Origin of the sequence: Pseudoalteromonas neustonica, from assembly GCF_001653135.1 — a bacterium.
GTDB classification, from domain to species: Bacteria; Pseudomonadota; Gammaproteobacteria; order Enterobacterales; family Alteromonadaceae; genus Pseudoalteromonas; species Pseudoalteromonas neustonica.
In genome coordinates this window covers 228,331-252,866 of record NZ_BDDS01000002.1, presented here as the reverse complement: position 1 = coordinate 252,866, position 24,536 = coordinate 228,331, and the positions used below count along the sequence as shown (strand labels likewise).

Here is a 24,536-nt window from a genome sequence, read left to right as displayed (position 1 = left end):
AGATATAAATTTACAATTACATTAACGCATAAAAAAGTTATAAATTTCCATTAGGATATAGCAACTTGTCAATTTTCCCATGAGCAGTTGAAGCTACCTTTAATGGGTGTTTTATTTCGTTCCATGCTGTAACTTTGCCACCAATGTTCATTCTTTCAAAATTAGTTAGTTCGCTTTTTATATCTAAAAATTGACACAACTTATTAAAACTATTTATATCAGAAATATCAATCGACAGAAAGTCATCAGGACGATTCGAAAAATATTGCTTTGCGCCATTTAAATGTGTTGTATAACATTGCTGTAAATATGCGTCACATTCTAATTTATCAAGGGACAAATCTTTAAATGTATTGAGGTAACAACGTTTAATGTGTGGATTGAATCCCCCATCCTCTCTCATTAAATTTTTGTACATACGCGTTAAAAGCTGACGAATGGATGGGATCCATTTAACGAGCTCACGCTCTAAATAAATAAATTTTGAATCTGGGTAAAGAGTATCTAAATTTTGGTAATCATTAAAAATAGGCGTATCCGCAATAACTTTTGCGTCAATCATACAACGTTTAGTATAAGCCGTATGTGCGCAGCTAAAGTCCAGCTGTAAAAAAGCATTACACACACTCGTTGTGCCAGTTCTTGGTAAACCGATTATAAAAATTTTGGTAGGTGCATTCATAACTTACTTATCTAATTGTAGGTTTTTTGGAGTAAACCATAGTTCGCTGTCGTTAAGCGGTGTTAATTTAGAGAGATGTTTGTTATCTAATTTAATGATTATTTTTTCGTGCAGCTTTGCATTTGCAATACTAGTGGCAAAATATTGATTAAATAACCTATCGAACTCCCCATTTTGTTGCATTCTTTCAAGGCCGATTTTTATAGCTTGATGTATATCTGGGCGCTTAGAGTTAACAAAATAATATATAGCTGCGGGATAGGACAAAGCTATATTGGGCACCGTTACAATATTTTCCTCGACCGATAACTGTTTTTTTTCCCATTCAATTTCTAAAATTGAGCGTGGAAAAGCATCGCCTCGGTTTCTAATAAGCATATTAAATAATGCGGCATAACTTGTCGATGTTGAGACCTGTAACCCGTTATCTCTCAAGATATCGGTATCAGGCCAGTCATGTCCTTGGATAAAATCAATATTATGAAAATGAAACTCATCTTTTATATCTTTAAATAACGGAAGCTTATCTTTAGTGGTAAACAATAAGCGCCACCCATATAAACCTTTATAAATGGGAATACGTATCGGAGTAAAAATTCGCTCCCGCTCTTTACTTGTCATTGACCAACCAACATTGATCAGCTCCCCCTGCTCTAGCTCTTTTAAAGAACGACTTTGCACCATTTTTACTGATGATTGGAGAGTATGAGGTTGTTCACTATGCTCTAAAGCAAGTTTAAGTAATACAAGTGGATACCAATTATCCTGTTCATTCTCGCGTTCAGGCTTTGGATAAATAACATGTAATGGTTCACTGTTTTGCTTATTGTTAGCGTGAACATTCAATGTATATAAAAATAATATACTTAATAGTGTAAACTTACTAATTGCCATAACTAGAAAAGCCGACCCATCAACAAGATAGATGCGCTCAATGCAAGTGTTGCAAATGTTGACAGCATACCTATTACACGAAGTTTTAGTGTATCGTCGTTAATGGCTACAAAATGACAAATTCTCCCAAATACGAGTAATGTCCCTAAAGCATGGCAATAGTGGCTGCTTAATCCTTGATATTCAGCTAAAAAAATCAAGATTAAGGCAAAAGGTACATACTCGATAAAATTTCCATGAGCTCGCGTTGCTCTTAATAATTGTGGGTTATTATCAGTTCCTAATGATATTTTGTTCGCTTTTCTTACTTTAACGACATTCATACTTAAATAGATATAGATAAAGGCCAGCACCGCTGCATAGAAAGATATAACCATAATAATAATCCCTTTTATTTTTTTATATAGTAACACAAGATTAATCAACAAATAGCCAGCAGTTACACTGATTTATATGCTAACGTGCTAAATATATACTGAAAAAAGGAAAGTTATGTTCGCACCTAGAAAAATAGCTGATAATTATAGAGAGCTGATCAATAGTATTGGTTTTTACCCATCAATGTTAGCCGTTGTATTTTTATTATTTGCTGTCTTTACAATGTCGATCGAGTATGCAGAATTTGTTAAAGCGCTTAAAAAATATCTATCAGTCGTATTAGTTGATAGTGAAGAAAATGCGCGAACTATTTTAAGTACGCTAGCTGGAAGTATAATATCTTTAACTGTTTTTAGTTTTTCAATGGTTATGATTGTACTTAATACAGCAAGTGCTAGCTTGTCGCCAAGAGTAATCCCGGGGTTAATAACCCGAAAATCACATCAAATGGTATTAGGGTTTTATCTCGGTAGTATTATTTATTCTATTATAATGTTAATAAACATAAAAAAAATCGATGACAATACAGTTGCGATCCCTGCTCTTGGTGTGCTTTTTTCGTTGATATTTGGGCTAATATCACTCGCCCTTTTTGTGTATTTTATTCACTCGATATCCAAGGCAATTCAAGTTGATAATGTACTAAATGATTTATTCAAACATACCAAAAACGTTATTAAGCATATCATTGCTCGCCAAGATGAGCATAAAGTAGATTGTTTTCCAGATTTTAATCAATGGTACTCTATAGAAAGTAGTACTGAAGGTTATTTCAAAGGCGTGCACAGTGACAAATTATGTGCTGTATTAGCTGAACATAATTTACAGCTTTATATTGTGGTGAACCAAGGTTTTTTTACAGTCAAGGGTTACCCGTTTTTAAAGTCCAGCCGAGATTTGAGTGAAGAGCCTGAATTAGTAGAAAAGTTATTGAACTGTTTTATTTTCTATATTGAAGAGTATATTAGCGATCATTACCGTTACGGCTTAACGCAGATTTCTGAGATTGCAGTCAAAGCAATGAGCCCGGGTATAAATGATCCTGGGACAGCCGTTAAAGCAATTGATATGTTGAGCATATTACTGATCGAACGATTGAAAATAGCTGACACAAACTATTCGTTTAAGCACAGTGACAGCTCTCCTTTGCTGTATTTACATGAAACATCATTTGATGAACTATTGCACGATAATTTCACACCAATTCGTAATTACGCGAAAAGTGATGCATATGTAATGACCAATGTTTTGGAGGCTTTTAAAAATATTTTATTTGTTGCCAACGACAATGAAGATGCAACATGTAGTTTATTTAATTATTTAACTGCGATAATTGATGATATTAATCAGCAGATAAATAATGAATATGATCGAAAGGAAGTAACCAACATGCTAAATGCAATCTCTCGAATTAGCCCTGATCAAGGAGAGCAATTACTGGCACGTTTTAACGCGCCAGCAAAATGATTGTCACGTTTTATTTATTATCAATTAAATAAATAGCATAGCTAGAAGCGCTAATAACTAATTCACCAGCATGGTAAGCATCTGGTACAAAACTACCTGATTCGGCATCGGCCATGCTGGCCATTTTAGCTCTCATATAAGGTTGAGAGCTTGTTTCTATTGGCTTTAAAGATGCGCTATAAAGACCTTTAATTTCTACGTCGTAATCGGATGCGAATTCTTTTGCGGCACTTTTAGCATCTTGTATCGCCATTTTTTGCGCTTTTTGCTGTAATTCGTCATACCTGCTTGATATAAATTGCGTATTATTAATTTCGTTAATTCCGCCACTTACAAGGCTTTGCAATAATAATGGGTATTTATCAACTTCTTTTAACGTTAATGACAAGCTACGTGAAACCCTAAAACCAACAAACTCTTGCTTGTTTGTCTCACGGTTATATTGGTTTTCTCGGTGGATACTAATTTGGCCAGCATTAATGTCTTTATCTAATACACCAGCTTGTTTAGCTAGCTTAATGGCTTTTGCCATTGTTGTGTCAGCTTTTTGTTTTGCTAGCATTAAATCTTTATGTATTTCAACAATACCTACACTCAGCTTGACATTATCAGCTACAGTTGTAACTTGTGCTTGGCCTTGAATATATATATGTGGGGCATCAGGAGTTGTACTTGCAAATGTATTGAAACTTAAAGCTGCAGCTAACAATGATAAATAACGCATAAAGATCCTTAATAGTTTTAGTGTAGCTATTAGATACCCTAAGTGGTTAATTGAAAATGAACAAGTATAAAAAAACAGACCGAAGTCTGTTTTTATTTTTTAACGGTTAAATACTACAACGTTTATAATTGCGATATTTTGGTAACCAATAGTTTCTATCAATGGCTGCCCATAACATATCATCACTGATCTCAAGTGCAACGCCTTCTTCAATTGCTTTTTTAGCAACGCCAAATGCAATACGTTTACTTAAGGTTTCGATCTCTGTTAGTGCAGGAAGCAAACTGCCTTTCCCGGTGTTAGCTCGTGGCGATGATTCAGCTAGTATTTCACTTGAGACCATCAACATTGCATCGGTAATACGTGTTGCTTTAGCCGCGATAACACCTAAACCAATACCAGGGAAAATATAGCTATTATTGCACTGCGGTATAGTAAATGTTTCACCATTGAATACAACAGGTGCAAATGGACTGCCGGTTGCAACAATCGCGTTACCTTCGGTCCAGTTGATTACATCTTCAGGAAGTGCTTCGACTTGCTTTGATGGGTTACTTAGCGGGAAGATAACTGGTTGCGCGCAGCCACTGTGCATAGCACGGATGACCTGCTCAGTGAATAAACCCGGTTGACCAGATACGCCAATTAAAATATCAGGCGCGGCACAATGCATCACATCTAATAACGAAGCAAATTCGCCACTGTATGTCCAATCTGCTAACTTTTCTGTCGGTTGTGCAAGTGATTGTTGGAAGTCACGTAAACCTTGCATACCAGCTGTCACTAAGCCAAAACGATCAACCATAAACACTTGGCTGCGCGCTTGTTCGTCTGTAATACCTTCCGATATCATTTGTGTGATGATTTGTTCTGCAATACCACAGCCTGCAGAACCTGCTCCAACAAACACAACTTTCTGCTCAGATAACTTTGAGTTTTTTACACGACATGCAGCAAGCAATGAACCAACAGTGACAGCCGCAGTGCCCTGTATATCATCATTAAAACTACAGATCTCATCACGGTAGCGCTTTAATAACGGCATAGCGTTTGGCTGTGCAAAATCTTCAAATTGCAACAGCACGTTTGGCCAGCGACGCTTAACTGCTTTGATGAAGAGATCTAAAAATTCATCGTATTCATCTTGTGCAATACGTTTATGGCGTGCCCCCATGTACATTGGGTCGTTTAATAGTTTTTCGTTATTAGTCCCTACATCAAGCATAACTGGTAATGTGTACGCAGGGCTTATACCACCACATGCGGTATAAAGAGACAACTTACCGATTGGAATACCCATACCACCGATCCCTTGGTCGCCTAAACCAAGAATGCGCTCACCGTCGGTTACAACGATGACTTTTACTTTACCTTTGGTCGCATTACGCAGTATATCGTCGATTTGGAAGCGATCTTCATAAGATATAAATAAACCACGAGCACTGCGATAAATATCAGAGAATTTTTCGCAGGCATCGCCCACTGTTGGGGTGTATATGATAGGCAGCATTTCTTCAAGATGGTCACGCACTAAACGATAATAAAGTGTTTCGTTGTTATCTTGAATCGCACGCAAATAAATGTGCTTATTAAGGTTATCGTTAAAGCTTGAATACTGTTGGTAACAACGTTCAACTTGTTCTTCGATTGTTTCGTAGCGAGGAGGCAGTAATCCTGCAAGGTTGAAACTTTCGCGCTCTTTTTGAGTAAATGCACTGCCTTTATTTAATAGAGGAGTTTCAATCAAGCCTGGGCCTGAGTGATGAATATAAAGATAATTTGGATCGGTATTTGTAGTCATAATTCCAAGCTTAACGAAGTCTTTAATTTTGATCTGCCATTATTACCGTTGAATATTAAAAAGCAATGACATTCAACCTTGTCAGACCATTGACGATACGAGAAATACGCACATTTATTATGTGCGTAGCGTGTTATTGTACATTAAGTTAGTACTGTGATTAAGGCTTATTCACAGCGTTTTTATGTTCTTTAAGAACAAAATTCTGTTCGCTTAATGCGATACCCTCTCTGCGTGGATCAGCTGCACCATATAATTTACCGTTGAGCAGCTCAACTGCATGTAATCCAGAGTTTAAATCAACTTGTCTTACTGTATGACCACGCTTTTTTAGATCGGGAATGATACTTTCAATAGCGGTGCCTTTTTCTACACTGGTATAGTTATTACGATTAGTGATACGTGGTAAGTCAATTGCTTGTTGCGCGGTTAATTGCCAATCAAGTACGCCAATTACAACATGCGCTACATAATTTATGATACGACTTCCCCCCGGTGAGCCTACAACTAAACGTAAACTGCCGTCTTTATTAAAAACCATCACTGGCGACATTGAGCTTCGAGGTCGTTTACCTGCCTCAACTCTATTTGCTAATAGCATGCCATTTTTGTAGGGTGACAATGCAAAGTCAGTAAGCTGATTATTTAATATAAACCCGTTAACCATGACCGTTGAACCAAATGCCATTTCTATCGAACTGGTCATTGAAACGGCATTACCTTTTGCATCCACAATTGATACATGAGTGGTTGAAGGTAACTCGTAAGCATCATCTTGTGCGTAACTTAGTAATGGACGGGGCTGACCTGCTTCTGCTTTTTTATCATGTTCTGTAATTAGTGTTGCTCGTTGACTCACGTAACTATGAGCGAGTAACTCTCGAGTGGGAATGTCTGCAAAGTCAGGATCCCCCATATATACATTACGATCAGCAAAGGCTAATCGAGATGCTTGGCTAAAGTAATGAATCGCTTTGGCCGAATTAGGCTGGTATTGGCGCATATTTTTGTCTTCAAGTAATGCAAGTATTTGTAATACAGCAACACCACCACTGCTTGGTGGTGCCATAGAGCAGACGTTGTATTCGTGATATGGCGTACAAACCGCATCACGTTGTTTACTTTTATAATTAGCTAAATCAGTTAATGCGAGCGTACCGGGTGCTACGACTGAATGCTGTACCGCATCCACCATTTTTATCGCGTTATCGCCTTTGTAAAAAGCATCGATCCCCTTACTGGCTATCTCTTTATATAGATCAGCTAAGGGTTGGTTGGTTTTTAGCACACCTACTGCCAAAGGCTTACCATCTGGGAAAAAGTAATCTCGGATCGCAGGAAGCTTGGTCACACCAGGGTTTATCTGTTTCACTAATAACGCATGCAACCGCGGTGATACAATAAAACCGTGTTCTGCAAGTTCAATGGCAGGCTTAAAAAGTGCAGCCCATTCAAGGTTGCCGTATTCTTTATGGGCTTGAGCCAATGCATGTAATACACCTGGCACACCGACTGAACGCCCTCCAACGACTGCATCAATCCATGATGCAGCTTTACCATCTTTATCTAAAAACAGCGATTCGTCTGCATTGCTTGGTGCTGTTTCTCTACCATCAAATGTTGTTAACGCATTCTTTTGTTTGTCGTAATGAAGTAAAAATGCCCCACCACCAATACCAGACGATTGTGGCTCAACAAGTGTTAATACCAATTGTGTTGCTATAGCGGCATCAACCGCACTGCCACCGCTTGCTAATATTGTTTGACCCGCTTGTGTTGCATATGGATTTGCGGCTGCAATCATATATTCATCACCAACAACGTGTTGTTTTTGCTCAAGTCCAGTAGCAGCTTCTGGCTCACGTATTTCTGGGGGTAATTGGCTTGCAAAAACAGGCAGTGTTAATAACGTTAAACTAAAAATGATACAGGTATGGGCGTGTGAAAACATAAAAAAGCTTAATTGCATTGAGATATTTGGCATCTTAAAGTTAAACGGGCACAATATGCAAAATATTATGTAAAAAATAAGAATAAAATGGTCAATTTGCCAATTCAACCCCGCTATATATTACCGCCTCTGTGTTTAATGGTACTGAGTGCACTTTTTGCTTTGTTTAGCCTCAATGATTCCTTAGAGTTTAATCGCCAATTAATTGAACAAGGCCAAGTGTGGCGTTTAATAAGTAGTCAATATGTACATACTAATTGGGCACATTTAGGATTAAATTGCGCCGGTATCATTTTAATTTGGGCATTGCATGCTGAACACACAAAACCGCTTGTATATGGTGCACATACAATTGTTCTCGCCACATGGTGTGGTATATGTATTTACTATTTTTGCCCTGATATTGAAATCTATACAGGGTTAAGTGCATTACTGCACGGGGTTATTGTGTGGGGTGCTATAAAAGACATTACCGTTGGAATGAAGACGGGATGGCTATTATTCTTTGGTATTTGGGCAAAAATATTATTTGAACAACTTGAAGGTCCTAGTGCACAAGTAAGTGAACTTATTGCCTCTAATGTGGCTATTGATGCACATCTCATTGGTGCAATTGGAGGCGTGTTATTAGCTATACCGCTAATTTTTAAGTTAATAAAAAAACGCCAAGCATAAACTTGGCGTTATTTTTTATTTACAGACTGTGATTAAAGAGTCTCTTTAAACATTTTGTAAATACGGCGATACTCATCTAACCAACTTGATGGTTGTCTAAAACCATGCGGCTCAACTGGGTAAATGGCTGTTTCAAAGTTTTCTTTTTCAAGTTCTATCATACGCTGTACAACACGTACCACATCTTGAAAGAACACGTTGTCATCAACCATTGGGGCATTGATCAATAAGCGGTTTTTTAGGCCCTCAGCAAAATAAATTGGTGAACTGCGCTCATATGCGATTGGATCTACATCTGGGTGGTTTAAGATATTTGACGTATAAGGTCCGTTATAATGTGCCCAATCAGTTACAGGGCGAAGCGCTGCACCCGCTTGAAATAAATCAGGCTGAGTAAATAATGCCATAAAGGTCATAAAACCACCATATGACCCACCATAAGTACCTACAGCGGCTGTATCAACATTCGCATTGTCAGCCATCCAGCTTACACCATCGGCTAAATCTTGAATTTCTGGTGTGCCCATCTGACGATAAATAGCGGTACGCCAATCACGGCCATAACCTTTTGACGCCCTGTAATCCATGTCCATTACCACATACCCTTCAGAGGCGAGTAGCGAGTGGAACATAAATTCACGAAAGTAACCTGACCAACCCATGTGTGAATTTTGTAAATAGCCAGCACCATGGTTGAAGATGACTGCTTTACGGTTTTGGCCGCTTTCGCCCTCTACGTAATCCGCTGGGTAATATACTTTTGCATAAATAGGTTGTTGAGTATGACTCGATGGGACTGCAATGATTTTAGGTGCAATGAGTTTTTTAGCTAAAAACTCTTCAGATACAGTATTAGTTAAACGTGTAGCTTGAGTGTTAGCTTTTGCTGGTGCTACATAAAGCTCGGCCGGTTGCATAATTTTTGAATGTGTTAGCAACAGTTTAGTTTGATCTGGACTTAATTGATAATCGGTCATCCCATCAAGGTTAGTGACTTGCTCTGATTGGCCTGATTCAACATTTACTTTGTAAATCTCGTATAACCCTGGGTGTTCAACATTCGCTTTATAATATATAGCGCTATTGTCATCAGTGAGTGTTAGATTTGAAACAACAAAGTTACCCTTTGTAAGCTCAGTAGCCTTACCTGTAAGCGGCTTTTTATAAATATGGCTATAGCCTGACTCTTCAGATAAATAATACAAGGTGTCTGAGTTATTTAACCAACCAAAATCATTATACGTGTAATTAACCCAGGCATCATCATGAAGACGATGCTGCGACACAAGTTTGCCTTCGTCCACATTAACGGTCGCTAGCCAACGATCTTTGTTATCCCATGCTTCAAGCATAACAGCGACTTGATCGCCTGTATCATTCCATACTATTGCGCCTTGATCCCAGCCCCAATCCATCATTAGGTTTATATCACGCGGTGCTTTTTCTGATTTATACGTTTTACCATCACGGGCATAGTTTTCTGTTTTTACAGAGGCTAGCACGTCTTCATCAAACCCAGGAAGGCTCGTCATTGAAATTGTTTTTTGGCTATTGTCGGTTAAATCAATATAAATAAGTTCAGAGCCTGCTGATTTTTCATCTGCTACACGTCTGCGTACTTTCTCAGCTTTAATTGTGCCATCGTCACCAATGTAGTTAGGCATTATATCAGCGTCATCGCGCCATGATTTTTGATCTTTAATAACCGCTAGGATGGCTTGACCATTTGGTGATAACTGCGCATTTACCAGCGTTTTGCCTTTACCTAAATAAAATTGGGCATTGGCAATAGAGGTGTTTTGTTTTGTTAACTGCTCTTTACGAGTTTGCTTGTCTTGCTTGTTTTTATGCATCAAAGAGACATAATCAATTAGTTTATGCTGCTCTTTTGCTATATATGTAGCAGGCGCTTCTACACCTTTGGGTTTATCACTTAGCTTAATATTCGCAAGTTCACTTGTAATACCTGTAGCTAAATCAACTTTATTAAAAGTGGTGCCTTGTCGATAAACAAGTGCGCCGTCATTCAAAAATTGTAAATTAGACTCTCTGGCACTACTGTGAGTAACCTGTTTTATAGCACCCGTTTGAACATTTTTTACAAATACATTGCCTTCAAATGTGTACGCTTGCAATTTCTTATCATTTGAATAAACCGCATTTTTAGTGCCAAGTGTATGATGTGCACTTAAGGCAACTTGCTCTGCTGTTTGCGATGTCACACTTTGACTAAATACATCTCGTAATTCATTACCTTGTTGCTTACGCGCATAAAAAATAGTGCTTGAATCTGCAGACCAATATGCACGCTCAGGTTGACGCCCTAACCAATCAGGATGAGCCATTGCTTGCTCTAGTGTAATAGCTGTTGAGCCAGTATCTTGTGGGGTTACGACAACACTTGGGGCTACTGTTTTTGTAATAGGTGCTTGTGATGCTGTTGATTGACAACCTGAAAGCATAAAGCTAGATGCTACGGCAAGTGCAACTAAGGTTTTTTGAGTAGAAGATTTAAAAGTCATAGTGCTTCTGTAAGGTTATTATAATTAACCTAATTTAATCAGAAGCACCTATGTAATAGCAATTTTTTTAGATAAACAACACAACTTTGCTGTTCAATTACTTCATTGAAATATCTAGCCAGACCATACGATGATCTGATGATGCATTGCGGTCTTTAATAAGCCGATACAATTCGCTGTTTTTTACAGGCCAAAAGACACCGCCATCCACTACATCTAATCCATAGGTAGATGGTAATACATAATCAACCCGCGCTTGCCAATAAGCTGTGTACGCAGCGCCGTACTTTTGTGGGTAACTGGTTTTAGCCCCTTTACTGTGAGGTACAAATTGGCTATTGATCAACGGGTTTTTTAGTAACTGATTTGTCGTATCTGGGCGTTTTTTATCGCCCTCAGGTGCGGCATTTAAGTCACCAACAATAACAAAGCGCGATTGCGCAGCTAATCCCCCTTTTACGCCTTTGTCATCGTATAAATAGTTTGCGTTGGCAACATAGTCTTTTATTAAGCGTATTTCATCGTGATTGCGTTTACCGTTTCGATCTTCAGCGCCATCAAACACCGGTGGTGTTGGGTGTGAAGCAATAACATGAAGTGTGTTGCCTTTTATTAGTGTGTTGCCTTTTATTTTAACGGGAATATCCCAAAATGACTTTGAGCTTACACGTAGCGCTTGCCATTCTTCATTGTTATACCAATTCTCACCTGTTACTGGATCTACAGGCATTTGAGCACCAGGCATATCTTTATTCTTGAAATTTTGAAGAGTACGAATGTTATCAAAATCGATTGGATAACGTGACAGCACAGCCATACCATAATGGCCTTCAAACAAACCAAAGCCATACGCATCGCCTTTTACACCTGTAACCTGCCCATCATTATCAAGGTCGAACGGCGTTTTTAACCCGGTGTTAACCGGTGCTATGTAGGTATAAGGGTAATTAATAGCAGGTTGTTTGTTTTGGCTTTTAGTTAAATAATGCGCCTTAAAGTATTCAATGCCTTGCTCTTTAGCCACATAATCAAACTCATTGAGGAGTAAAATATCAGGGCGAACACGTTGGATAATTTCGGCAATATTTTTAATTTGTGGGTGGTTATTTTGCAGCGCTTCAATTAATGCATTTGGGTTAACTTGTTCACCTTGTTTGGTATAATTTGTCGCATCCATACTCACATTAAACGTTGCAACGCGTAATGTGTCTGCAGCAAACGCTGCGCTAGAAGTACCGGCAAGTAGTAACACACTACTAATCGCAGCCATAAAAACCTTACTATTCATTATATGAATCCATCTAAAATTAATAATAAAATGACACTGCTTACCACTATCCACAAAAATGTCGCCATTATAAAGGGCTTAAGTCCTGCTTGCTTTAATACTGCAAGCGATAACCCACTGCCAATTAAAAATAAAGTCATCACTAATACTTGTTTTGCCGCACTATTGATAAGTTGCCAGGCCTCTGAAAATTGCGGTAAATAGGTGTTGATCAATGCAGCGGCTAAAAAGCCGATGATAAATAAAGGAATGCTGGCTTTTTCTTCTGAGCGCCAAAATACCCCTGCTAATGTGGTATACGGAATGATCCACATTGCACGAGTAAGCTTGACTGTAGTGGCAATGCTCAGTGCAACTGCACCATACGTAGCCGATGCACCCACTACGCTACTAGTATCATGAATAGCTAAAGCAGCCCACAATCCAAATTGTTCTTGGCTTAGGTTAAAATAATGGCCGATACTGGGAAATAACAATAGCCCAACGCCATTAAGCAAAAATACCACCCCAAGGGCAACGGCAACTTCATGATCTTTTGCTTTTATAACTGGCGCCATAGCGGCAATGGCGCTACCGCCGCAAATTGCCGTGCCAAAGGATATTAGCACGCCGGTATTACGATTAAGTTTAAAAACTTGTGTTAAAATTTCACCTAATCCAATAATCGCGGTGATACTGACTATTGTTAATACAAGTGAGCTTCGCCCCACTTCTATTACTTGGTTAAAATCAACGGCAAAACCCAGGCCAACAACCGCCGCTTTTAACATCCACTTACTGGCTTTTTGAGATAAGTCGGCGAAAGGGTTTCCTAAAAATATGGCGAAAGCCGCGCCAATAATCAGAGCACTGCCAGCACCAACCCAAGGTGTAATACACAGAGCAAGTAAAATAAGGTACAAAGGTTGTGTTATCGTGTTTGATAAAGACATTTCAATCCTATGGACGTACTAACTTAGCGGTAAGCTTATCAACCATTGGGGCTACAAATGTAACAGTTGGAAACGCGATACAAAATGCAAAGATCCACGCTTTTAGCCACACAGATATAATAGTATCAATTATGCCAACATTAAAAATTGAAATAACTAACGACATAAAACCAGACATAAACAATGCCATAAAAAAGCAAATACAATGGCTCGATACCTAGCGCTTATCATTGGCAACATCCTTTTTTAGGTACTATTAAAAAAGCCGAGATAAACTCGGCTTATAACTAATTTAAAATCAGCGCGGTGCTGGTGGCAAGCACTCCGGGATAATCTTCCTCAGGAAGATGCTCTGAGAGCTCCCCTAAGCGCTCCCCTAGCTCATGGAGGGTTGCTGCTGAGACATTTATATGACCCATTTTTCTACCTGGTTTCGCAGTTTTTCCATACCAGTGGCTTGTTACATCGGGTACGCTGAGTACCTGCGTAGGTATAGCGGCTTGACCTAATACGTTTATCATTGCAGTGACTCGTTGTAATTGCGTATTACCAAGTGGTAATCCTGCAACGGCACGCATATGATTTTCAAATTGACTGCTGTGTGTACCTTGTTGTGTCCAATGACCAGAATTATGAACACGTGGGGCAATTTCATTCACAAGTAATTGCCCGTCAACATCAAAGAACTCAATAGCTAATACACCAACATAATCAAGCTCAGTCGCTAATTTGTTAAAGGCATCTTCAGCTTGCTGTTGGATAGTCGTCTTCTCTTTCCCAGCAATTGATAATGTTAGTACACCATTGGTGTGCTGATTTTCAGTTAACGGATAAATAACGGTATTACCGCTTTTGTCTCGCGCACCAATAATCGATACTTCGCGATCAAAAGGGATCATTTGCTCAGCGATAATAGAATGCGGCGCTATATCGGTCCCTGATGCTATAAAGTCAGCCATTTCAGACCAAATTTGTTCGATTTGCTCATCTGACTTTAATCGCCATTGACCTTTCCCATCATAGCCAGCTTGACACGTTTTAATCACTAACGGTTTGCCTAAAGCAATAACGGCTTGTTCTAGATGAGCTTTTTCTGTTATTAACTGATAAGGCGCACATTTTACAGATGTTTTACTAAGCAATGCTTTTTCAAGAGCACGATCGCCCCCTGTTTTAATGGCGGCTTTACCTGGGTAAAACTTATTGCTTGCACAGCATAATGTAAGTACGTCATCAGGGATATGTTCAAACTCAGCAGTAATTGCATCTGCTTGATCAATTGCTTGAGTTAATGTTGTGGTATAAACTTCACCCGTTAATGGATGGACAACTTTTTGGCTACCAACATCGTAAGCAACCACATTTAAATTAAGTGGTGCACCCGCTAAACACATCATGCGTGCTAACTGACCTGCACCTAAAATTAAAATAGTCATATTACTCTGCAGGGTTCGGATTAGCTAAAATTGTTTCAGTTTGTTCTTTACGAAACGCTTCGATTTTTGCAAACATCTCAGGTTGATGACACCCTAAAATTTGTGCGGCTAATAAACCTGCATTTGCAGCACCGGCATCACCTATGGCTAAAGTACCCACTGCAACGCCTTTTGGCATCTGACAAATAGATAATAATGAGTCTACCCCATTGAGTGTTTTTGATTTCACAGGAACACCTAATACTGGTAACGAGGTAAAGGCCGCAGCCATACCAGGTAAATGCGCAGCACCGCCAGCACCAGCGATAATAACTTTAATTCCGCGCTCTGCCGCAGAACTTGCATAATCAGCAAGCAGTTGAGGAGTGCGATGCGCAGAAACAACTTTAGTCTCGTATGCAATGCCAAACTTATCTAGCATAATCGCTGCGTGTTCCATAGTTGGCCAATCTGATTTGGAACCCATAATAATGCCAACAACACTCATAAATACTCCTCAGTAATAGTTTTGTACTAATAGCGGACTTATGTCCGCATTTATGGCACGTATTATATACCCAAGCCACATCAAGATGCGAGTGTCGTTAGCATTAAAAGCGATTTAAGCAAGGCATTGAAGCAAATAATGACTGTGATCTTTTAAAATCGGTAACGTAGTACAAACAGCTTTTAAACCAATTCGAGGGCGCTTCACGGGCACTTACTTTCTGCGTTATTACTCCTTAAAAGGGATCGCCATTATTGCGAAGTCACGCTGACTATTATTAAGCTATGGGGAAACGTGGAATGTAATCTTTCTGCAGGCCTGTGTATTAATGGCTAAATTGCAAGTATCAAAAAACAAAAAAGCCATGACAGGCATGGCTTTTTTTGAACGAATTAAAATTTAGCTTTCTTTACTCGCTAAGTATTCAGAATAAGTGCCTCTGAAATCAATTATTTTACCGTCTTTAACTTCCCAGATACGTGTAGCAACAGATGATACAAATTGACGGTCGTGGGATACGAATAATAACGTACCTTCATATGCTTCAAGCGCAAGGTTGAGCGCTTCAATTGATTCCATATCCATGTGGTTAGTTGGTTCATCCATTAATAGGATGTTTGGCTTATGCATCATAATCTTGCCAAACAGCATTCGACCTTGCTCACCACCAGAGATAACTTTAACAGATTTAGTTATGTCATTTTGTGAAAATAACATACGGCCTAAGAAACTACGAACAACTTGCTCATCGTCACCTTCTTGTTGCCATTGCTCCATCCATTGAAACAAATTGAGATCTGTATCAAACTCATCAGCATGATCTTGCGCGTAATACCCTATATTGTGATTTTCAGACCACTTAAACTCACCTTGTTTAGGTGCTAAGCGCCCTGCCAGCGTATTTAAAAGTGTTGTTTTACCCACACCGTTTTCACCAATAATCGCAATTCGTTCGCCAACTTCAACTAAGCCTTCAAGGTCGGTGAAAAGCATATCGTCAAAACCTTGGCCAAGATTTGTCATTTCTAATGCATTACGGAATAATTGTTTTTCTTGCTCAAAACGAATAAATGGGGTTTGGCGCGATGATGCTTTAACTTCATCTAACTGAATTTTATCAATGCGCTTAGCACGCGAAGTTGCTTGCTTAGCTTTAGATGCATTCGCAGAGAAACGAGAAACAAACTGTTGAAGTTCTGCAATTTGGTTTTTCTTTTTAGCGTTTTCACTTAGTAAACGTTCGCGGGCTTGTGTTGCTGCAAACATGTACTCATCATAGTTGCCCGGGTAAATGCGTAATTCACCGTAGTCAATATCGGCCATGTGTGTACACACTGAGTTTAAGAAATGACGGTCATGCGAGATGATGATCATTGTACAGTCACGTTGGTTTAAAACGTCTTCAAGCCACTTGATAGTGTAAATGTCCAAGTTATTGGTAGGCTCATCAAGTAGCATAATATCTGGATCTGAAAATAATACCTGAGCCAATAGCACGCGTAGCTTAAAGCCCGGCGCAATTTCAGACATAGGACCGTAGTGTTGCTCAGTCGCAATACCAACACCTAAAAGTAATTCACCCGCTTTTGATTCAGCAGAATAACCATCCATTTCAGCAAATTCTGTTTCAAGATCGGCAACTTTCATACCATCGGCTTCGCTCATTTCTGGCAAGCCGTAAATGCGGTCACGCTCTTGTTTTATTTCCCACAATTCCTTATGGCCCATGATCACAGTATCGATTACTGAGTATTCTTCATAGGCAAACTGGTCTTGATTAAGTTTAGCGACACGTTCGTTTGGATCAGTGCTTACATTGCCAGCTGATGGTTCAAGCTCACCACTTAAAATTTTCATAAATGTTGATTTACCACAACCATTAGCGCCGATTAAACCATAACGGTTTCCTTCGCCAAATTTAGCTGAAATATTATCAAATAATGGTTTAGCACCAAATTGCATGGTGATGTTAGCTGTACTAATGATAGCGCTACCCTCCAAGGGGAAAACAAAGGAATAAAATTGGCTGGAGTTTAAACTAAATAACGCAATTTTTCTATGAATTATTAGTGTAATAGCAAAAGCCTGAGTAGCATTATTATTAAATAAAACCAACCCAAAAGAACTGCTATTTTAATGAGTTTTAGCGAACTTAAAACCCTGTTTACGATTAATTTACAGTTAAATTTCCTCCATGCTTTTTAAATGATTTTTTTTCACTTTAGACCCAAATAGAGCTTTGTTAGTCTTCGCCGCTAAACACACAATATGAAATAATTTAAACAAGGCAGTACCGCATGAAGAAAATATTAGTTGCCGCTACTCTCACGAGTATTTTAATTACGCCAAATCTCTATGCTATCGAAATTTATAAGGATGATAAAAATACCGTTACCATAGGTGGGTTTATCGATGCGCGCGTTATTAATACGCAAGGGCAAACAGAAATTGTAAATGGTGCATCACGAATTAATTTTGATTTTAGTAGAGAACTAAACGATGAATGGACGGCGTTAGCCTTACTTGAATGGGGAGTAAACCCTGTTGGCAGTAGCGACATTATTTATAATAACCGCTTTGAATCAATTCAAGATGAGTTTTTATATAACCGATTGGGTTATGTGGGCTTAGCACATGAAAAATATGGTCAGCTGACTCTTGGTAAACAGTGGGGAGCTTGGTATGACGTTGTTTATAGTACCAACTACAGCCTTGTTTGGGACGGAAATGCCGCCGGTGTATATACATATAATAAAGACGATGGCGCTGTAAATGGCACCGGTCGAGGTGACAAGCTACTGCAATACCGAAACACATTTGGTGATTTTAGTATTGCCACACAAGTACAATTGAAAAATGATAACTTTTATACCTGTGATATTGACGCAATATCACAATCAGCATGTGAAGATCTGTGGAATTCAGGTAATACAGCGGCCCAAAAGGTAGAATTTAATTCAACTTACGGCGCTGCGCTGACCTACTCAATGACAAATAAGATAAAACTTACCGCAGGTGTCAACCGTGGTGAATTTAATATTGCCTACGGAGATGGTCAAAATAAGTCAGTCGTTGACTTAATATATGGTGCAGGTATTACCTTTGGTAAAATCAGTTCTCGCGGCCTTTATGTTGCAGCAAATATAAATAAAAATAAAAATCACGACACTGATAATTTAGGCCGGTTAATCAAAGATGCTATTGGTGTTGAGACTTTTGTCTCTTACAGGTTTGATAACGACTTTAGACCATTTGTAGCCTACAACGTATTTAATGCAGGTGCTGACTACGTAATTCAACCAAACTTCAATGCCGACCCAAACGATGTATTTAAGCGTCAGTTTGCGGTGGCTGGTTTGCACTACCTTTTCGATGAAGATACAATTGTATATATTGAAGCGCGTAAAGACTTTAGCGATTTTACAAGTAGCAATAAACAACAACAAGCTTCAATGGAGCAATCTGAAGATGATGGTATAGCATTTGGGTTTAACTATACTTTATAAAATTTAAATAAGCAGAGCTTACATGTTCTGCTTATTTCTGACTTTACTGATCCACACTCTTTTTTTTAGTTCTTTTAATCGTTGTAGCCATAGAAATAATGAAAATAAACATACTCCTGAAGTAAACTTTCCTTTGGTAATTACTAATGAGCCTTGCACCTTTGTTGAGATTACGATCATCAAAAAATAATGTATGATGTGTTCTTTATCATGTATGATACTAATAAGGACTTTTTCTGTTCAATACTTTGCATATACGCGTCATTTTTCTATAAATTTATTATAGCCAGTTAGCGCACTTTTGACGCTTAATGCTGGGTTCTCAGAATGCTCTGCATGTGCATTTATGGTGCTGTGCCACTCAAGGCGGTCATTTCTATTTACTGTTAATGTATCTTCAAGCTTATTAAACGCATTAAGCATTAGTGGATGCTCAGCCCCACCAACTGAAATGTACAAATAAGTTGGCCGATGTAACTCGTGTAACGATGTTTGTAAAAAATCAGTAAAGTGTTTTACAACAGTCATATCGTCATACCACGCAGCAGGGCTAAACGCGAAATAACCATTAAAAAGCTCTGGTTTTGTATGCAATGTGTAAAGTACAAAACTACCGCCTGCTGAAAAACCACTTAAGATACGATCATCTGTTAGCTTATAATTTGAAGACAGGTAAGGGAGTAATTCAATTTCAATAAATTGTAAAAATTTATCAGCCTCACCTCGCGCTTCAAAATTCGGCTCAGGTCTAGCATCAGTATTTACATCTTGTCGAGCATATGGCGGCACTAAATCTCTATTACGTGTGAATTCCCAAAATTGATTTGGAATTGACACTAATATAACTCCATTTTTAGTGTGTTCGTTAAGCACAGCATCCCATTTTGTTAAGTTAAAATTACCATCAGTCCTGATAATTAACGGGTAAGCTTTATTTGAATCAAAGTTCTCAGGTAATCGAATAAATACCTTTCTTGACTCATTCAATACATTAGATTCTATTGTAATATCCATAAAGGAGGATACATAATGATCATTATAACGCGCAGTAAATGTAATCACTCCCACCAATGCAATGACTAAACAAAAAGTAATTATATGACTTTTATTTATTTTCATTCGTTCTTTGTAATGAGATTTTAGAGTTCACAAAACGTATCAAAAAATAGATAACAAGTCACATCTTTATTATAAGTAAGCACAGTGACTACACTTAAAACAGGCGAACAAGATGAAGGGCTAAATAATCATTTTGTTATAAACGCTTTTTTTAAGGCAAGATACCCCTCTTTTGGGCCTAAAATAAGCCACAGCATGATCAAGCCACCAGGGATCAATATACCTTTAAGTAACGGGCCTAACATGTAAGAATAAAAACCGATGAATGGTAAAAATAAAACATAACCGATAACACGTTTGAAAAAATTCATTTTGCTTCCTTTTTATTGAGCGTGCTCACAAATATAATTGAGCGCGCTCAACAAATCAAGCTATGTAATTTAAGTCACTCTAAAAAACAAATAAAGTAATGAAATAAATGAATAAAAAAAATATAACACGGCATAAAATTTTAGATTCTGCTTGGCTCTTATTTTTAAATCAAGGCTATGAGCAAACATCTACACGGCAAATAGCTAATAATGCAGGTGTTGCAACCGGCACGGTATTTAGTCATTTTGAAAACAAAATTGACCTACTTAAAGCTGGTATGCATCAGCAGATAGGCACAATAATCATGCAGTCAAAAGAGACCGATGTTCAACATTCACCTCGATTGAAATTACATCATTACGCCCAACCGTTATTTGAATTTTATTGTAGTAATATTGAATTTAGTAAAATACTAATTAGCGATATGATTTGGCAAACTGAGTTTTTTGAGCTGCAAATAAATGACTTTAAAGCACTACTATTTAGTGAACAACCTCAATTTGATGACATTAAAGCGTCTGTAATGATGGATTGTTATTTTATGACAATTATTTCAGGTTTGAATCAAACAACCCCCGATCCAAAAAAAATGTTACGCATGTTAATGAATAAAATAGCAATTATCTAGCTTATATAACTGTAGTTTTAAGCTACTTAATTCACAATATGTAATTAAAGCCTAATATTATTAGGCTACCATTTCCAACCACAGCTTTTATATGGCGCTGAACCTTTTCTATGTTGGTAATTGAATATTACGCAATTTATCAATTGTTAAGTGCAGCTCAACTTAAATTAATTTCTATCGGGTTGTTCATCTAAAAGTTTTATTGCATATTCCAACGCAGAATCTTTACTCTCCTTAATATCTTTGATGTTAGGAAACTCAAATGCATGCTCCACAGGAACTCCGACAAATTCATAGCTTTGCCCTTCACTGTCGGCATAAAACTCATTAGATAACGTAATCCCCCAACCATTTGGTAGTGCTTTTATCAACGCATCACTTAAGGCTCCATAACTATTTTCACCGATGAATATCACATTATTCCTCGCCTTTAATGCTATTAAAAACACCTCTGCAGCACTTGGCGTGAGGTGACTGGTAATCACAACAATTTTACCAACGAAAGGTTTAATGTTTGCGGGGGAAACAAGTATGCCTTTCTTTTCACTCATGCCAGTTGGAACTTTGAAGCTTTTAGTGCCAATTCGAAGTGGTTTATCTATAAGATAGGACATTATTTGTAAAGCGACTAAATCACTTCCGCCAGAACTATCCCTAAGGTCTATAATCACTCCTTTAGAGCGATTAAAGTGTGGCGTTATCTTTTGCATTACTTCCTGTGTTTCATGTGCATCGAAACTTTCGACTCTAAAGTACGAACCGCCACCTTTGAGTTTTGCAATAAGGAAATTATCCGCTAGATATTGTGCAGGTTTGTTGGTAGAAAAATAGGATTCTACATTTTTTATCCATTGCCGATAGATATACCTGTAAACTTGTGAAATATCCGAAAACTCAGAGTTTTCAACTAGATATTCTTTCAGTCTTATTTCTGAAGCAGACTTTCTCGGTGAGTAATGGCTTAGCCTATTTAAAGAGCCATCAATCAATATCGCATGACCATCTCTGATATATTCAAGAAATTCGTCAATGATTTGTTGTAGTTCATCAGGGGTTGTATTGTTATCTGCGCGTTGGAGCCACCGTGACTTCAATGCCTTCCAGTTTAGCTCTTTTTCTTCAGTAAATGCGTAATGATAAGAAAAGCTGTCTAATACAACTCTTAATACCTGACGACTATTGAATACATAGCTATTGCTTTGAAAGCCATTTAGCTCATTAGAAGTACAAGTTTTTGGTAATACACCGAGCTTTGTGACAGATAGAGGGAATAACTTATCAAAGTCTAATTGTTTAGTTTTTTCATCAATGGTTACACCATCTCTTTGAGCTTCATCAGTTAAAAAATGATTCAAAAGACAATAATTATCACTGATATCGTAGACAAGTGGTTTCACATGATTCGTTAAATCAAACACATATCCATACCCTTCAGTTTTCCAAATGGCAGTTGCCGAAGAATGAAAACTACTCATAATTGTAGTCATTAAAAATAACAAACCAATGAGCAGTTGTTTAACTAAATAATCCATATCAATCTCTCATATTTACAGTGCTAAAACACAGCGCACCATCCAGTTGTTTAGTGTTTGAATATGGTATATACCATCTATACCGCTATAAGTCGTTAATGGTCAAGCGCGAAAGGCAGGTTGCCATCTGTACTCAATGCACTCTCAAGTGTTAATGCCTGCGCTAGAAATTTCTCTAACTCTTCTCTTGAGTTTCTTTTAATACGCAATGCGTAACTGCACCGTTGCGATCTAATGCAAGAAAAACGGGCACTTTGGTTATGTCATGGCTTATAAACCCCACGTTTGCGAGCTGGTCTATCCAATTGGCGTTTACCCTTGACCGACTCATTTATAAAGGTTTCATCGGCTTCAATAATCCCATGAAACTCTGAAGGCTTGCCTTGGTTTAGATAATAACTGATGCCGCCAACGCCAAGCAGTTTTTACATTAATACCTAGGGCGTGTTGACCTTTGTGGATTGAAATTTGTTCAATCTAGGGGCGATTTAATCGCGGCGCGAGGTTTGTAACCTAGCGGGCTAAGTAAAAACCGAGCAACAAAGAGTCAATCGCCCTAGTTCACTTGCAGCTTCTTTGACTGAATATTGATGCCATTCTTGACCGTAAACCAAATGCCTTTTATCTTGTTCTTCATGCTAAATAGTGGCGTACCTGAAAGTGAATTAAACGTCCGAGTGCAGGCTTTGTATTTGTATCGCTTTAGACCTCGCGCTGTTGTTCCGTATTTTGTGAATTCGTGACTACCACAATGGGCGCATTCAGCTTCATCATGCACAATTGCCAACATTATTCGAAAAATCATCTCCTCTACATGCTGTCGAAGTCGTTTTAATTCAGTGCCTTTACATACAGCTTAAAGTTGGTTATGCATAATCAAATAAATCGTAAAGACAAGCATGTTTAATACTTAACCAAAGTTTTGAAGGCCTATTTACTTTATATATTAGAAAACTTTATACAAAGCGGACCTTATTACTCTTGAGAAGCTCAGTTTTAATTTTTTATATTTATAATTTAATAAGTTAGATAAATGCGTCACAAAATTATAGCCATGTCAGCATGCCCAACTAAAGTGCCCTATTCTGACAGCAAGCATTTTTATTGAGCCACCAGCTGTATGATGTGTTCTCAAGCTAACCAAGCTATCCGCTTACAATAAAAACGAATACTGTATATAAAAACAGTGCCACGTATATTAACTGATTCAACGGTACTGTTAATCAAATGAAGCATTAAATAATGGTGCGCATCCACACGGTATTTTCTTTAAGTTCAAAACCAAGCTTTGAGAGTAGTTTTATACACGCTATATTGTGCGGTGATACATTAGCTTGAAAGGTCTGTATTTGATGTGTAAAAGCTGGGAAGCCCGTCTCCAACATTCTTTTAGTAATCAGTAGTTCAAGTATTTCAAGCATATAGCCACACTGCCAATAGTGCGGGGCTAATTCAAAACCCAGCCACGCAGAGTCACCATTAATATCATAAATACCCACACTGCCTATAAATGCATTTGTTGTACTTTCAATAATGGCAAGCCTTACTACTTTTTGTTCGTAAAAGCCGCTGATGTCATCTTGGATCATTTGTTTTACGTCACTTCGGCTTAATGGCAAATCATAGTCGTTGAATTCTCCAACCCGTCTATCTGATAATATTGACCAAAGCGAATGACCATCTTTGTGATTTAGTAATCTCAATGAAACTCTAGGCAGTTGTAATGTACTAAACATAATTAAAAGTGTTACTTATGGCTTTATAGCTGCCTATTATTACCTTAAGATACTTAGCTAACAAGTTTAAAGGTATAACGTATTATGAGTAAAGATTTTGAAGTGATCCAACCAACTACTACCGTTTACTGCCCAACGAGAGGCGAAGGCTGGACGTTAACGGGGATCACGAGTATTGAAGAATTCACATCTGTGATGTTTAATGGTGTTAGACATACACTTCCCGCCCGTGAAATAATTGAGAGTTTGTTACCTAACCAACAAGCTAGAGAATCTTAACAATTACCAACCAAGGACCATTAATAGAACCAAAAACAATACTTTATTCTAATTTATTTATCCCTACTTACCAGCATTTTGTGTATAAATTATTTCTAAAAGCTCATTTTTGTTGATTTAGTAGTCATTGACTAGGATACTAAAGTTAGTTTTTGAGGTTAATAATGGATGCGCTAGGCTTATAGGA

Annotated in this window: 23 protein-coding genes; 5 read left to right on the top strand and 18 right to left on the bottom strand. The window is 38.0% G+C overall.

What is annotated here, in order from left to right; genetic code table 11:
- Positions 1–37 precede the first annotated feature (37 nt).
- Genes A7967_RS04380 through A7967_RS04370 form a run of 3 tightly spaced genes read right to left on the bottom strand, consistent with a single transcriptional unit; the run spans position 38 to position 1,953 of the window.
- Positions 38–682 (bottom strand): sulfotransferase, encoded by a 645-nt coding sequence (locus A7967_RS04380; protein WP_054204597.1) that lies wholly within the window; start codon positions 680–682, stop codon positions 38–40.
- A gap of 3 nt (positions 683–685) precedes the next feature.
- A complete protein-coding gene (locus tag A7967_RS04375; protein WP_054452963.1) occupies positions 686–1,576 on the bottom strand; it encodes a transporter substrate-binding domain-containing protein in 891 nt (296 codons plus the stop codon).
- A 2-nt stretch (positions 1,577–1,578) separates the two neighbouring features.
- On the bottom strand, positions 1,579–1,953 hold the full coding sequence (locus A7967_RS04370; protein ID WP_054204599.1) for an MAPEG family protein: 375 nt from the start codon (positions 1,951–1,953) through the stop codon (positions 1,579–1,581).
- A gap of 115 nt (positions 1,954–2,068) precedes the next feature.
- On the opposite strand from A7967_RS04370, the gene A7967_RS04365 reads away from it, so the two are divergent.
- Positions 2,069–3,421: a DUF2254 domain-containing protein gene (locus A7967_RS04365; protein ID WP_054204600.1), complete on the top strand. Its 1,353-nt coding sequence runs from the start codon at positions 2,069–2,071 to the stop codon at positions 3,419–3,421.
- 10 nt (positions 3,422–3,431) lie between these two features.
- Here A7967_RS04365 and A7967_RS04360 read toward each other — a convergent pair whose 3' ends face one another.
- From A7967_RS04360 to ggt, 3 genes are all read right to left on the bottom strand, one after another.
- Positions 3,432–4,145 carry an SIMPL domain-containing protein gene (locus A7967_RS04360; protein ID WP_054204601.1) on the bottom strand — a complete coding sequence of 238 codons (714 nt, stop codon included), beginning with the start codon at positions 4,143–4,145 and terminating at the stop codon, positions 3,432–3,434.
- A 106-nt stretch (positions 4,146–4,251) separates the two neighbouring features.
- Positions 4,252–5,946: an NAD-dependent malic enzyme gene (locus tag A7967_RS04355; protein ID WP_054204602.1), complete on the bottom strand. Its 1,695-nt coding sequence runs from the start codon at positions 5,944–5,946 to the stop codon at positions 4,252–4,254.
- A 160-nt stretch (positions 5,947–6,106) separates the two neighbouring features.
- On the bottom strand, positions 6,107–7,897 hold the full coding sequence (gene ggt, locus A7967_RS04350) for a gamma-glutamyltransferase (protein ID WP_054204797.1): 1,791 nt from the start codon (positions 7,895–7,897) through the stop codon (positions 6,107–6,109).
- A gap of 87 nt (positions 7,898–7,984) precedes the next feature.
- On the opposite strand from ggt, the gene rrtA reads away from it, so the two are divergent.
- Positions 7,985–8,572, top strand: a complete 588-nt coding sequence (rrtA, locus tag A7967_RS04345) for a rhombosortase (protein ID WP_054204603.1) — start codon at positions 7,985–7,987, stop codon at positions 8,570–8,572.
- Between the two features lie 32 nt (positions 8,573–8,604).
- Here the strand turns inward: rrtA and A7967_RS04340 are convergent, their stop codons facing one another.
- From A7967_RS04340 to A7967_RS04310, 7 genes are all read right to left on the bottom strand, one after another.
- Positions 8,605–11,094, bottom strand: coding sequence for a S9 family peptidase (locus A7967_RS04340; RefSeq protein WP_064435404.1), 2,490 nt, complete (start codon positions 11,092–11,094; stop codon positions 8,605–8,607).
- Positions 11,095–11,191: 97 nt separating this feature from the next.
- Complete coding sequence (locus A7967_RS04335) at positions 11,192–12,382, bottom strand: endonuclease/exonuclease/phosphatase family protein (RefSeq protein WP_054204605.1); 1,191 nt, start codon at positions 12,380–12,382, stop codon at positions 11,192–11,194.
- Complete coding sequence (locus A7967_RS04330; protein ID WP_099458965.1) at positions 12,382–13,314, bottom strand: YeiH family protein; 933 nt, start codon at positions 13,312–13,314, stop codon at positions 12,382–12,384. The genes A7967_RS04335 and A7967_RS04330 overlap by 1 nt, the downstream gene beginning before the upstream one ends.
- 7 nt (positions 13,315–13,321) lie before the next feature.
- Positions 13,322–13,492: a DUF2798 domain-containing protein gene (locus A7967_RS04325; protein WP_231659002.1), complete on the bottom strand. Its 171-nt coding sequence runs from the start codon at positions 13,490–13,492 to the stop codon at positions 13,322–13,324.
- Positions 13,493–13,601: 109 nt separating this feature from the next.
- Positions 13,602–14,750 (bottom strand): 5-(carboxyamino)imidazole ribonucleotide synthase, encoded by a 1,149-nt coding sequence (locus A7967_RS04320; RefSeq protein ID WP_054204606.1) that lies wholly within the window; start codon positions 14,748–14,750, stop codon positions 13,602–13,604.
- A gap of 1 nt (position 14,751) precedes the next feature.
- Positions 14,752–15,237 (bottom strand): 5-(carboxyamino)imidazole ribonucleotide mutase, encoded by a 486-nt coding sequence (purE, locus tag A7967_RS04315; protein ID WP_054204607.1) that lies wholly within the window; start codon positions 15,235–15,237, stop codon positions 14,752–14,754.
- 399 nt (positions 15,238–15,636) lie between these two features.
- Positions 15,637–17,223: an ABC-F family ATPase gene (locus tag A7967_RS04310; RefSeq protein ID WP_082355598.1), complete on the bottom strand. Its 1,587-nt coding sequence runs from the start codon at positions 17,221–17,223 to the stop codon at positions 15,637–15,639.
- 311 nt (positions 17,224–17,534) lie between these two features.
- Between A7967_RS04310 and A7967_RS04305 the strand changes: the two genes are divergently transcribed.
- The gene (locus A7967_RS04305; protein WP_054204608.1) at positions 17,535–18,743 is read left to right on the top strand and encodes a porin; all 1,209 of its coding nucleotides are present in this window, start codon (positions 17,535–17,537) and stop codon (positions 18,741–18,743) included.
- Between the two features lie 261 nt (positions 18,744–19,004).
- Here A7967_RS04305 and A7967_RS04300 read toward each other — a convergent pair whose 3' ends face one another.
- Positions 19,005–19,862 (bottom strand): alpha/beta hydrolase, encoded by an 858-nt coding sequence (locus A7967_RS04300; protein ID WP_054204609.1) that lies wholly within the window; start codon positions 19,860–19,862, stop codon positions 19,005–19,007.
- Positions 19,863–19,990: 128 nt separating this feature from the next.
- Complete coding sequence (locus A7967_RS04295) at positions 19,991–20,173, bottom strand: hypothetical protein (protein WP_054204610.1); 183 nt, start codon at positions 20,171–20,173, stop codon at positions 19,991–19,993.
- 107 nt (positions 20,174–20,280) lie between these two features.
- Here A7967_RS04295 and A7967_RS04290 point away from each other — a divergent pair, with 107 nt between their 5' ends.
- On the top strand, positions 20,281–20,802 hold the full coding sequence (locus A7967_RS04290) for a TetR/AcrR family transcriptional regulator (protein ID WP_054204611.1): 522 nt from the start codon (positions 20,281–20,283) through the stop codon (positions 20,800–20,802).
- A gap of 167 nt (positions 20,803–20,969) precedes the next feature.
- Here the strand turns inward: A7967_RS04290 and A7967_RS04285 are convergent, their stop codons facing one another.
- The 3 genes from A7967_RS04285 to A7967_RS04275 form a co-directional block, all read right to left on the bottom strand.
- Entirely contained in the window at positions 20,970–22,334 is a 1,365-nt protein-coding gene (locus A7967_RS04285; protein ID WP_054204612.1) for a S41 family peptidase, read from the bottom strand.
- Between the two features lie 556 nt (positions 22,335–22,890).
- The gene (locus A7967_RS23695; protein ID WP_054204613.1) at positions 22,891–23,124 is read right to left on the bottom strand and encodes an IS1/IS1595 family N-terminal zinc-binding domain-containing protein; all 234 of its coding nucleotides are present in this window, start codon (positions 23,122–23,124) and stop codon (positions 22,891–22,893) included.
- Between the two features lie 445 nt (positions 23,125–23,569).
- On the bottom strand, positions 23,570–24,070 hold the full coding sequence (locus A7967_RS04275) for a GNAT family N-acetyltransferase (RefSeq protein WP_054204614.1): 501 nt from the start codon (positions 24,068–24,070) through the stop codon (positions 23,570–23,572).
- Positions 24,071–24,154: 84 nt separating this feature from the next.
- On the opposite strand from A7967_RS04275, the gene A7967_RS04270 reads away from it, so the two are divergent.
- Positions 24,155–24,349 carry a CBS domain-containing protein gene (locus tag A7967_RS04270; protein ID WP_054204615.1) on the top strand — a complete coding sequence of 65 codons (195 nt, stop codon included), beginning with the start codon at positions 24,155–24,157 and terminating at the stop codon, positions 24,347–24,349.
- Positions 24,350–24,536: the final 187 nt, after the last annotated feature.

What these genes read in the sequence shown, in the direction of transcription:
- A7967_RS04380 (WP_054204597.1), bottom strand. Translation starts at nt 682, where the DNA reads ATGAATGCACCTACCAAAATTTTTATAATCGGTTTACCAAGAACTGGC.
- A7967_RS04375 (WP_054452963.1), bottom strand. Translation starts at nt 1,576, where the DNA reads ATGGCAATTAGTAAGTTTACACTATTAAGTATATTATTTTTATATACA.
- A7967_RS04370 (WP_054204599.1), bottom strand. Translation starts at nt 1,953, where the DNA reads ATGGTTATATCTTTCTATGCAGCGGTGCTGGCCTTTATCTATATCTAT.
- A7967_RS04365 (WP_054204600.1), top strand. Translation starts at nt 2,069, where the DNA reads ATGTTCGCACCTAGAAAAATAGCTGATAATTATAGAGAGCTGATCAAT.
- A7967_RS04360 (WP_054204601.1), bottom strand. Translation starts at nt 4,145, where the DNA reads ATGCGTTATTTATCATTGTTAGCTGCAGCTTTAAGTTTCAATACATTT.
- A7967_RS04355 (WP_054204602.1), bottom strand. Translation starts at nt 5,946, where the DNA reads ATGACTACAAATACCGATCCAAATTATCTTTATATTCATCACTCAGGC.
- ggt (WP_054204797.1), bottom strand. Translation starts at nt 7,897, where the DNA reads ATGTTTTCACACGCCCATACCTGTATCATTTTTAGTTTAACGTTATTA.
- rrtA (WP_054204603.1), top strand. Translation starts at nt 7,985, where the DNA reads ATGGTCAATTTGCCAATTCAACCCCGCTATATATTACCGCCTCTGTGT.
- A7967_RS04340 (WP_064435404.1), bottom strand. Translation starts at nt 11,094, where the DNA reads ATGACTTTTAAATCTTCTACTCAAAAAACCTTAGTTGCACTTGCCGTA.
- A7967_RS04335 (WP_054204605.1), bottom strand. Translation starts at nt 12,382, where the DNA reads ATGAATAGTAAGGTTTTTATGGCTGCGATTAGTAGTGTGTTACTACTT.
- A7967_RS04330 (WP_099458965.1), bottom strand. Translation starts at nt 13,314, where the DNA reads ATGTCTTTATCAAACACGATAACACAACCTTTGTACCTTATTTTACTT.
- A7967_RS04325 (WP_231659002.1), bottom strand. Translation starts at nt 13,492, where the DNA reads ATGTCTGGTTTTATGTCGTTAGTTATTTCAATTTTTAATGTTGGCATA.
- A7967_RS04320 (WP_054204606.1), bottom strand. Translation starts at nt 14,750, where the DNA reads ATGACTATTTTAATTTTAGGTGCAGGTCAGTTAGCACGCATGATGTGT.
- purE (WP_054204607.1), bottom strand. Translation starts at nt 15,237, where the DNA reads ATGAGTGTTGTTGGCATTATTATGGGTTCCAAATCAGATTGGCCAACT.
- A7967_RS04305 (WP_054204608.1), top strand. Translation starts at nt 17,535, where the DNA reads ATGAAGAAAATATTAGTTGCCGCTACTCTCACGAGTATTTTAATTACG.
- A7967_RS04300 (WP_054204609.1), bottom strand. Translation starts at nt 19,862, where the DNA reads ATGAAAATAAATAAAAGTCATATAATTACTTTTTGTTTAGTCATTGCA.
- A7967_RS04295 (WP_054204610.1), bottom strand. Translation starts at nt 20,173, where the DNA reads ATGAATTTTTTCAAACGTGTTATCGGTTATGTTTTATTTTTACCATTC.
- A7967_RS04290 (WP_054204611.1), top strand. Translation starts at nt 20,281, where the DNA reads ATGAATAAAAAAAATATAACACGGCATAAAATTTTAGATTCTGCTTGG.
- A7967_RS04285 (WP_054204612.1), bottom strand. Translation starts at nt 22,334, where the DNA reads ATGGATTATTTAGTTAAACAACTGCTCATTGGTTTGTTATTTTTAATG.
- A7967_RS23695 (WP_054204613.1), bottom strand. Translation starts at nt 23,124, where the DNA reads ATGTTGGCAATTGTGCATGATGAAGCTGAATGCGCCCATTGTGGTAGT.
- A7967_RS04275 (WP_054204614.1), bottom strand. Translation starts at nt 24,070, where the DNA reads ATGTTTAGTACATTACAACTGCCTAGAGTTTCATTGAGATTACTAAAT.
- A7967_RS04270 (WP_054204615.1), top strand. Translation starts at nt 24,155, where the DNA reads ATGAGTAAAGATTTTGAAGTGATCCAACCAACTACTACCGTTTACTGC.